The organism is Cupriavidus sp. IDO (assembly GCF_000812465.1).
In the GTDB taxonomy this organism is placed as follows: domain Bacteria; phylum Pseudomonadota; class Gammaproteobacteria; order Burkholderiales; family Burkholderiaceae; genus Cupriavidus.
Genome location: NZ_JWMA01000081.1, coordinates 102,585 through 109,141, shown reverse-complemented (window position 1 = coordinate 109,141; position 6,557 = coordinate 102,585). Strand labels below are relative to the sequence as shown.

Below are 6,557 nucleotides of genomic sequence, written 5' to 3'. Positions count from 1 at the left end.
TGCCATACCTCGTCGCTCAACAGCGTCCGGACCATCTTGCCTCGCTCGCGCAAAAGACAAGATGTAAACACATTTATTCAAATGTAAACAGACCCTAGGCACCCACTCCCTCCCCCGATACTCCAGGGGTCCTAGCGCGACGATCATTGGCGAGGGACACACACGCTGGGTCGGAGGCGGTACTTCAGAATCCGGCCTATCCTGCCGATATTCTGCCAAGCTCCCAACCGGCAATCGCGACCATGGCCAACATGAGCAGCGCAGAGACGTCACAGATCACCCTCCCGGCAGCTTTCCTGCGGCATGAGGAAACCCTGGCCCCGAACAAGCACGTCTTCGGCGACGGCGACGGCGCCGTCTACCGGACGCTGCTGGAATCGACCAAGGCCATCCCGTGGAAGATCGACTGGGCGACGATGGAGTTCGTCTATATCGGCCCGCAAATCGAAGCGCTGCTGGGCTGGGCGCCGTCGACCTGGAAAACGGTCAACGACTGGGCCGAGCGCATGCACCCCGACGACCGCGCCGCGGTGGTCGAATTTTGTGTGGCGCAGTCGCAGAGCGGCACCGACCATGAGGCCGACTACCGAGCGCTGACCCGTGACGGCAACTATGTCTGGTTGCGCGACGTGGTGCATGTGGTGCGCAACCACCGCGGTGAAGTCGATTCGCTGATCGGCTTCATGTTCGACATCAGTGAACGCAAGCGCACCGAGGAGGAACTCGCGCGCCTGCAGAAGGAGCTGGAAGATCTGTCATTCCGCGACAGCCTGACCGGCGTGGGCAATCGCCGCATGTTCGACCGCGTGCTGGAGCGCGAGTGGCTGGCGGGCCAGGCCTCGGGCAAGCCGCTGTCGCTGATAATGGCCGATATCGACTTCTTCAAGTCCTACAACGACTACTACGGCCACCTGCAGGGCGACGCATGCCTGAAGCACATCGCCAGCCTGCTGCAGGAAGGCGCCGGGCCGCAGGCATTCGTGGCCCGCTTTGGCGGCGAGGAGTTCGTCTTGGTGCTACCGGATACCGACGCTGATACCGCCGTGCATACTGCGGAGCGCTGCCGCGCGCTGATCGCCGCGCAGTCCATCGCGCACGTGCGTTCGCCGTACAACCAGTGCGTGACGGCGAGCTTTGGCGTTGGCACCATGGTGCCGACAGATCGTGAGGAGGTGTCGGCGTTTGTCAACCTGACCGACGCGCAGCTCTACCACGCCAAGGACAATGGCCGTAACCGCATCGCCGCGGTAGATCGGGCGGGCTTGCGGGGCGAGGCGTTCAAGGTGCATTCGCGCTGAGGGCGCGCTGTGGGGGGTGAGGGCGGTCTGTGAGGGCAGGCACTACCATGGTTCGAAGCGGACATGGTGCCGGTGCAGAGGCAACGGCTGACGTTGGCGCTGGCGGACTGACCCGACCAGCGCCAATGGCCACCCCTAGATCGCCGCTTCCTTGGTCCGTGCCCGCGAAATAACGAGAGGGCTAGAATTATGCTGGCATTGCATTCAGTGCTAGCAGGAGAGCTATCATGGCCGCGCTGGCCATTCGAAACATTGACCAGGAGCTGAAAGCACGGCTGCGCATCGAAGCCGCTCAGCACGGCTGCTCCATGGAGGAGGAGGTGCGCGAGATTCTGCGGCGCGCGCTCAGCAAGCGACCGGGCCCGGGCGGCCTGGGAAGCCGGCTACATCAGCGATTTGCCACGCTCGTTGATCCGGGATTGGATCTGCCCTTGCGCGTGGAGCGACCGCGGTCGGCGGATTTGCCTGAATGATCGTCCTGGACAACAAAAAACGCTGCGCGCCTGCATGAATCCCTTGGCGACACGCATCCATTGCTTGCATGTACCGCTCGGCGGATCTGCCTACGAGTTGCCGGCAGCGTATCACTCAATCGCCGGGTCGATAAGGGCCCCCGGAAGCCAAAGCAGTGGCGCGGCGTTTGCCGCGGACGCAAAGCATAGGTCCGCTAAGACATAGTCAACAAAATCATGCCGTCAACTAAGGCCCGGTGCAGCGTTTAACGCTGCGTCCAGGATTGTCTCTGGTAGCAGCGGCTGACTCGGGAAGCGGAACCTCTTCCGAAGCGCGCCGGCTGCGTAGTCGACGCCATAGCAATCGATGCCGAGTACGCGAACCCCGGCTGGCACAACGCGCGAGACCTCGCGGACAAGAGTGGTCTCAGTCTCTCCGGACAATTGGCCCACGGCATCGAGGTCAGCTTTATCCAGCCATCCCATCTGTCCGAGGCCTTCGATGAATCTGATTTTCCTCGTGCCCAATCGGAAGAACATGAAGTCCAGCGCCAACAGCTGCTCCGCCCCCGGTTCATAGCGCAGGTAACGAGCAAGAAACGCAGGACTTGGTTCGAACCGCTCGGCTTCGCCGACAACCGTCAGCCGGTGTGCCGTCTGAATGTCGGTGGCTTCGGGTTGCAGCACTGACAAGCTCACTCTCGAATCTGCAAGTAAATTCTTAGTGTGCTCGGCCAAGGCACTGAGACAGACCACTGGACGCTGGGTTTCGTCGGGGACATATGGCACCACCGTCGCGTACGGGTAACCAGGCAGGATAGCTGAGTGGGTAGCAAGCGTGCCGTAAGCGGCTTCGTGCAGGAGATGGATAGCGTGCTCGACAAACATTTTCACTCAGTTCGCTGGTCAACCAACCTAGGGTAGCGCATTCGTGTCCGTGCGTGCGTGCGTGCGTGCGTCGCAAGCGGCAGCGCATTGCCATGCCTCACAAAGTAGGCAAGCACGCGAAGCTGTGGAAGCGTGCAAACGGTGGTTGTACATCTGTGACCTGAATTCGCTTCACGAGGGCTGCCGGCATGCCGTCGCTTAGCCGAGCACACAGTTCGACAAGTTGCGCCGGCGAGCCTTGAAGGCCGCAATTCACCAACCCTCGTTGCGAAGCCAAGCGCGGATTGTCATGAAAGTTTCGTGCGCTGGGGACTTGGCAAATTCAAGGCGTCTTTCGCTTGGGGTCGGGCGTGCTCGCCATGCTTTGCAAACCAATCATGGCACCGGACTCATCAGTGACCCGCGCGAGTTCGCGATAAGCATTTGCCTGAACGCGTTCCGGCAGGGGGACGAACTTCGCCCGTCGGGCCAAGTCGTCTCCGTGCAAGTATCCCCATGTGACAAAGCGAAGCGCAGCTAGCGTTTGCTTTGCGGATTTACTGATTTCCGGCACGGCGATGAACGTGCCCATCGTAATGGGCCATGTGTCTCGGCCCGGGCGATTGACGAGGCTACCGGAAAAATCGCCCTTTCTATTCCAGTCGCTATTCAGCACGGCTTCGCGAAAGCTGCTGACCTGAGCGGTAACGAAACTCCCTGCAGCGTTGCGTAACTGAACGGGGCTTAGCCCGGCGTCGAGCACGTAGTTGTAGTCGATGTAAGCGATGGTTCCTGGGGTGCTTCGGACCACTCGGACAACCTCGCTGCTTCCTTTTGCAGGCAGAAAACCGGCCGGCCAGGAGAGGGAAGCCTTCGTGCCGAAGGTAGTCTTCCAATCGTCGCTGACATTGCTCAGATAATCCGTGAAGTGAAAGGTCGTCCCTGAACCGTCAGCGCGTACGACTGGTCGAATCCTTAGCTTTGGAAGCAAGATGCCAGGATTGAGCGCTTGAATTTCAGCTGCATCCCACGCGTCAAGTTTTCCAAGGAATATCTTGGCCAGCACATCGCCGGTAAGCCGCAATTGGCCTTGGGCAACAGAAGGAAGATTGACCACGGGGACGGCTGCGGTAACCGCGGTTGGCACCAGCACCAGATGGACACGCTTAGCTTCCGGCGCAGACAGTGGCACATCCGACGCCCCAAAATCGATGCCTCCCTCGCGTAGGCGCGTCATGCCCTCACTCGAGCCCACGGCTTCGTACGCGATATTTATGCCTGTGGACGCTTTGTAGGAGTCGGCCCAAATCTGGTAGACAGGGGCTGCGGCGGTTGAACCTGCCCCACGAACCTGCGCGTTCGCAAACGGGGATGTAAACGGTATCAGTGCGGCAAGAGCTAGTGCGGCTTTATAAGGCATGGGGCGGCAGGCGGCGATTTTCGCCCGATTGTACTTGTTTGCGTACGAAGCATGACCGCGATTCCCTTGACACGTAGAAAGCCTCACCGTCACCGATACACCAGCACAGGGGTCGTGCAGTGCGTCAATACCTTCTGTGTCTCGCTCCCCACCAGCAGGCCCGCAAGGCCGCGGCGCCCGTGGGAAGCCATGAAAATCACATCGCAGCCGTTACGGTTGGCGGCGTCGATGATCTCCTTGTATGGGGTTGGAGTCGTCGCCGTATCCGTACCGCAGGCAATTCCGGCCGCCTGTGCGGCCGTCAAGACCCGGTTCAGCCGTGCCCTGGCCTCGATCGCGGCGTGCTCCTCAAACGCCTTGCGGGTCTGGTGACCTGCGTCGGCGGATGTCAGGAAGGGATACTCATCCATGCAAGTAAACGCCGTGACCTTTGCCCCAACCGCCTTGGCAAACTCAATGGCAGCGGCAGCGGCCTTCCCGGAAAGCTCCGAACCGTCGGTGGGCAGCAGTATGTGCTTGAACATGGCCTGACTCCTATCGAAACAGCACTTTGCGATTCCTTCCAGATTAGGCATTTATCGCCGTTTTGGGAGTGGAAAATAGCATAGGACCGGTCCATTCGCCGGCCTGCCGATTCCCAACGTACGCGGCCGAGTGGAAGCGGGCTGCCCGTACGGCACAGCCAGTGCCCAGAGGCGGTGGCCGGGCCTGGGCCTGAGCGTCCCACTCGAAGCCATGCGCGCGTACGCGCTCGGCGGCCATGCCGAACACCTTCTGGATGACGAGGCGCAGTGCACCGCGCGACAGGGGCTTTCCGCGGTCAATGACAAAACGCCAAACAATGAAACGCTGACCGTAAATGGCCTCAGTTGGCGGGCGCCCACTTTGATCTGTTTATCGCCGCGTACCTTTCCAGCGTCTCTTTCCGCACAACGTGGTGCTGCACGATCGGAAGTGGATAGTTCTCCCCAAGCTTCACCCCCGCTGAAGCGAGCACATCCAACGGCGCCGTCCATGGCGCATGGATGTACTTGTCCGGCACCTGCGCCAGCACCGGCAAGTACTTGCGGATAAATCGCCCCTGCGGATCAAATTTCTCCGACTGCGTGACCGGATTGAAGATGCGGAAGTACGGCTGTGCATCGCAGCCCGTTGACGCAGCCCACTGCCACCCGCCGTTGTTGGCCGAGAAATCGAAATCATTGAGCAGGTCGGCGAAATATTGCTCGCCGCGTCGCCAGTCGACGCCGAGGTCCTTGACGAGAAAGCTCGCAGTCACCATCCGTAGCCGGTTATGCATGTAGCCGCTCTGGCGAATCTGCAGCATCGCGGCATCGACCAGCGGATAGCCGGTCTGCGCGTCACACCATGCCTGAAAGTACCTGTCGCCCGTGGCAGGATCGATCCAGCGCAGCGCATCATACTCGGGGCGGAAAGACTTGCCGTCGGCCAGACGGGGATGGTGGTGGAGGATCATGAAATAGAAGTCGCGCCAGATCAGTTCGGACAGCCAGACCGCCGCGCCGGCGCTCTTGCTGGCGCCGCGCCGCGCTGCGTCATGCGCGGCCCGCGCCAGCGTGCGGATCGAGATCGTGCCGAAGCGCAGGTGCACCGACAGGTAGCTCGGGCCGCGCAGCGAGGGGAAATCGCGCCGATGGCCATAGTCGCCGATGCGGCCGATGAACTCTTCGAACAGGGCATGAGCGCCATCACTGCCCGTGGGCATCGCAATCTCGGCAAGATTGCTGGTAGCGAAGCCGAGATCAGTCAGCATTGGCGGAGTCCTTTGATATTGGCGGGGCACCGGCGCCAGCGCGCCCAGGTACTTGTCGACTGGATACGGTTGCAGGTCGAATGGCTGCAACTCGTGTAACCACGCATTCTTGTATGGCGTGAAGACGCTGAACGGCTGGCCCAGGCCGGTCAGGAGCTCGTCAGCCTCGAAGATGACCTGGTCCTTGAATGTGAACAGCACCCGGGAGTCGGAAGCCAGCGCCTGACGTACGGCAGTATCGCGCCGCTTGGCCGCTGGTTCGTAGTCATGGTTCGTGAAGACGGCTTCGACATCGAGTTCGGCCGCCAGCCTGGGAATGGCGTCGCGCGCGGTATCGTCAAGCACGATCAGGCCGCCGCCCGCATCGGTCAGCGCCCTGCGCAACGGCTCCAACGACCTCAGGATGAACTCCACACGTCGGTGGGCCTTGAGCCCGCGCGCAATCAGAGGATCAAGGATTTCGCGATCGAACACGAACACGCACCACACCTGGCAGCAGTGCTTGAGGGCATAGTGCAGCGCTGCGTGGTCGTCGGCGCGCAGGTCGCGCCGGAACCAGACTAGGCCACGCGCGAACTCGCGGTCGATCCGGTAGGGCAGGCGTGTGGTGCCGGCGGACGTTTCAGAAGCAGGAGAACGTAATCTCGGCATCGCCTTAATTTGGTCCCGTGGAGCGTTGTGCAACGGCCTCATTTGCGGGCTATCGCCTGCACCGCATTTTTGCACCTTTTGACCCGGTGCGCGGC

The 6,557-nt window shown here is 61.2% G+C and carries 6 protein-coding genes; 2 read left to right on the top strand and 4 right to left on the bottom strand.

What is annotated here, in order from left to right; translation table 11 throughout:
- Positions 1 to 251 precede the first annotated feature (251 nt).
- Both RM96_RS23100 and RM96_RS23095 read left to right on the top strand, forming a co-directional pair.
- The gene (locus RM96_RS23100; protein ID WP_039013992.1) at positions 252 to 1,298 is read left to right on the top strand and encodes a GGDEF domain-containing protein; all 1,047 of its coding nucleotides are present in this window, start codon (positions 252 to 254) and stop codon (positions 1,296 to 1,298) included.
- A 227-nt stretch (positions 1,299 to 1,525) separates the two neighbouring features.
- Positions 1,526 to 1,771 (top strand): FitA-like ribbon-helix-helix domain-containing protein, encoded by a 246-nt coding sequence (locus tag RM96_RS23095; RefSeq protein ID WP_039013954.1) that lies wholly within the window; start codon positions 1,526 to 1,528, stop codon positions 1,769 to 1,771.
- Positions 1,772 to 1,993: 222 nt separating this feature from the next.
- Here the strand turns inward: RM96_RS23095 and RM96_RS23090 are convergent, their stop codons facing one another.
- The 4 genes from RM96_RS23090 to RM96_RS23075 form a co-directional block, all read right to left on the bottom strand.
- Complete coding sequence (locus RM96_RS23090) at positions 1,994 to 2,638, bottom strand: HugZ family pyridoxamine 5'-phosphate oxidase (RefSeq protein WP_039013953.1); 645 nt, start codon at positions 2,636 to 2,638, stop codon at positions 1,994 to 1,996.
- Between the two features lie 322 nt (positions 2,639 to 2,960).
- Positions 2,961 to 4,037 (bottom strand): phosphate ABC transporter substrate-binding protein PstS, encoded by a 1,077-nt coding sequence (gene pstS, locus RM96_RS23085; RefSeq protein ID WP_039013951.1) that lies wholly within the window; start codon positions 4,035 to 4,037, stop codon positions 2,961 to 2,963.
- Positions 4,038 to 4,126: 89 nt separating this feature from the next.
- Positions 4,127 to 4,561: a universal stress protein gene (locus tag RM96_RS23080; RefSeq protein ID WP_039013950.1), complete on the bottom strand. Its 435-nt coding sequence runs from the start codon at positions 4,559 to 4,561 to the stop codon at positions 4,127 to 4,129.
- A gap of 341 nt (positions 4,562 to 4,902) precedes the next feature.
- Complete coding sequence (locus RM96_RS23075) at positions 4,903 to 6,462, bottom strand: cryptochrome/photolyase family protein (RefSeq protein WP_052279689.1); 1,560 nt, start codon at positions 6,460 to 6,462, stop codon at positions 4,903 to 4,905.
- Positions 6,463 to 6,557: the final 95 nt, after the last annotated feature.